This is a genomic window from Mycobacterium sp. (genome assembly GCF_035603715.1).
GTDB lineage: Bacteria > Actinomycetota > Actinomycetes > Mycobacteriales > Mycobacteriaceae > Mycobacterium.
On the sequence record NZ_DATNJW010000516.1, the window covers coordinates 1 to 2,618 of the forward strand.

Sequence of the window (2,618 nt, forward strand, 5' to 3'; positions counted from 1 at the left end):
CAGCCACGGCTCCCACGGACCGGTGGTGCGACCGCGGAAGTCCGGCGCCATGTCCTCGACGACCAGCGCCGAGACCAGCTCGGGGCGCTCGGCGGCCAGACACCAGGAGTGCAGCCCGCCCATCGAATGCCCGATTAAAAGAACCGGAGCGTCCAGCGCGGCCACGGCGTCACCGAGGTCGGCCACGAAGCGTTCGGTGCTGATCGGACACGGGTCGGCCACATCGCGACCGCGGTGCCAAGGCGCGTCGTAGGTGTAGACAGCACCCAGCCGAGTCAGCCACGGCAGCTGACGCGACCAGGTGGTGCCACGTCCCATCAGACCGTGCACCAAGACCACCGGTTCACCTCGTCCACCGCGATGGGTTAGCAGATCAGCGGCCATCCACCTATCTTTGCGCGCTTTGGGTCGCCACCGGTCGGCACGGTAGCCTTGCGCCATGCCAGTGGTGAAGATCAACGCAATCGAGGTGCCCGCGGACGCAGGCCCCGAATTAGAGAAGCGGTTCGCCCACCGTGCGCACGCGGTCGAGAACTCGCCCGGCTTCCTCGGCTTCCAGCTGCTTCGTCCGATCAAGGGCGAAGACCGGTACTTCGTGGTCACCCAGTGGGAGTCCGAAGAGGCATTCCAGGCGTGGGCAACCGGACCTGCTATCGAGGCGCACGCAGGCCACCGGAACAATCCGGTGGCGACCGGCGCGTCGCTGCTGGAATTCGAGGTTGTGTTAGACGTTGCCGGATCCGGACAGTCGGCGTAGTCCGCGCCGGGGCCGACTTCGCGTCGCGGCGCTGACGTCCGCCGCCGCATTGGTCACCGCCCTGAGCCCGGGTTGCGCACCACCTCCAGCACCGTCCGCCAACGCAGCGGGCTCCGGCCGCCAGATAAACATGAGCACGCCGGCCGGCCTGCGAGCTCAGCAGACCCTGGACATGCTGAATTCTGACTGGCCGATCGGTCCCGTCGGAGTCGGCACCCTTGCCGCGCCGAAGATGGTCAGCCAGATCCAGACCATGATGGAAAAGCTGTGGTGGGATCGGCCGTTCACGTTCCGCGGAGTGGACCTCAAAGCAGGTGCGGCCACGCTGCAGCTGACGACGTCTTACGGTGCGCAGCAAGAGATTCGGATACACACCGCCGATGACACGCTGGTGGATGGATTCGACCTCACCACGCTGGCCCCGAAGATCTCGTCGTGGCGTGACGTCGACGCGGTGCTGGGCAAGACCGGCGCCCGCTACTCATGGCAGGTCACCAAGGTCAATGACGGCAAGTGCGACCGGATAGCCGGCACCAACCCAGATTTGTCGCTCCCGTTGGCGTCGATCTTCAAGTTGTACGTGCTCTATGCCGTGGCGGATGCCATCAAAGCCGGGACGGTCTCTTGGGACGACCAGCTGACCGTGACCGACAAAGGCAAGGCTGTCGGATCAAGCATGGATTTGCCGGTGGGAGCGAACATTTCGGTGCGCACGGCCGCCGAGAAGATGATTGCCACCAGCGACAACATGGCTACCGACATGCTGATCGCGAAGGTCGGCCCACAGGCCGTCGACAACGCGCTGACCAACACCGGCCACCACGATCCGGCCGCGATGACACCGTTCCCGACTATGTACGAACTGTTCTCGGTTGCCTGGGGTCGGCCGGACGTCCGCGAGCAATGGCAACGAAGCACAGCGCAGGAACGCGCGGCGATGCTGGAAGAAGCGAATTCCCATACTTATCAACCGGATCCGTGGCATGCCCACGTGCCCGCGTCGAAATACGACGCGGAATGGTATGGCAACGCTGAAGATATCTGCCGGGTGCACGTGGCCCTGCAGGCCGGCGCGGTGGGTCCGGCCGCACCCGTCAGGAAGATCCTGGATGCTTCTCCGGGCGTCAACCTGGATCGCGGGCAGTGGCCCTACATCGCCGCCAAGGCCGGCGGCCTGCCGGGCGACCTCACGTTCAGCTGGTATGCGATCGACCGGAGCGGGCAGCCGTGGGTGGTGAGCTTCCAGTTGAACTGGCCTCGCGATCACGGGCCCAGCATCACCGGTTGGATGCTGCAGATCGCCAAGCAGGTCTTCGCGCTGATACCCACGCAATAACGAATGGGCGGCCACCCGATCGGTGACCGCCCATCCGTTTGACTTGTTTACTGCGCTGCGGGCGGCGGACCACCGGCCGCGTGCGCACCGGCGTTCGCCAGGTCCGACGATTCGGCCGGCTTCCGGGCTCCGGTGAAGGTGAACACGGCATCCTCGCCGGTCCCCTCGCCGTCCCAGTTGTCCACATCGACGGTGACAATCTGGCCGGGGCCGACCTCTTCGAACAGGATCTTCTCGGACAGCTGGTCCTCGATCTCCCGCTGGATGGTGCGCCGCAGCGGACGAGCACCCAGCACTGGGTCGAAGCCGCGCTTGGCCAGCAACGCCTTGGCCTTGTCGGTGAGCTCCATCGACATGTCCTTGGCCTTGAGCTGCTTGCCCACTCGGCCGATCATCAAATCGACCATCTCGATGATCTCTTCGCGGGTCAGCTGGTGGAACACGATGATGTCGTCGATGCGGTTGAGGAACTCCGGGCGGAAGTGCTTCTTCAGCTCGTCGTTGACCTTCTGCTTCATCCGCTCG

At 64.9% G+C, this 2,618-nt stretch carries 3 protein-coding genes and 1 pseudogene; 2 read left to right on the plus strand and 2 right to left on the minus strand.

Features of this window, described 5'->3' with window-relative positions:
- Positions 1-384 (minus strand): alpha/beta hydrolase (locus tag VN856_RS21365; RefSeq protein ID WP_325692659.1); only part of this gene is annotated, 384 nt, incomplete at its 3' end.
- 55 nt (positions 385-439) lie between these two features.
- Here VN856_RS21365 and mhuD point away from each other — a divergent pair.
- Both mhuD and VN856_RS21375 read left to right on the plus strand, forming a co-directional pair.
- The gene (mhuD, locus tag VN856_RS21370; protein ID WP_325692661.1) at positions 440-757 is read left to right on the plus strand and encodes a mycobilin-forming heme oxygenase MhuD; all 318 of its coding nucleotides are present in this window, start codon (positions 440-442) and stop codon (positions 755-757) included.
- The gene (locus VN856_RS21375) at positions 732-2,093 is read left to right on the plus strand and encodes a serine hydrolase (RefSeq protein WP_325692663.1); all 1,362 of its coding nucleotides are present in this window, start codon (positions 732-734) and stop codon (positions 2,091-2,093) included. Before mhuD ends, VN856_RS21375 begins: the two co-directional genes overlap by 26 nt.
- A 47-nt stretch (positions 2,094-2,140) precedes the next feature.
- Here the strand turns inward: VN856_RS21375 and VN856_RS21380 are convergent.
- Positions 2,141-2,618 (minus strand): annotated as a pseudogene (locus VN856_RS21380) (NDP-hexose 4-ketoreductase); the annotation flags it as partial.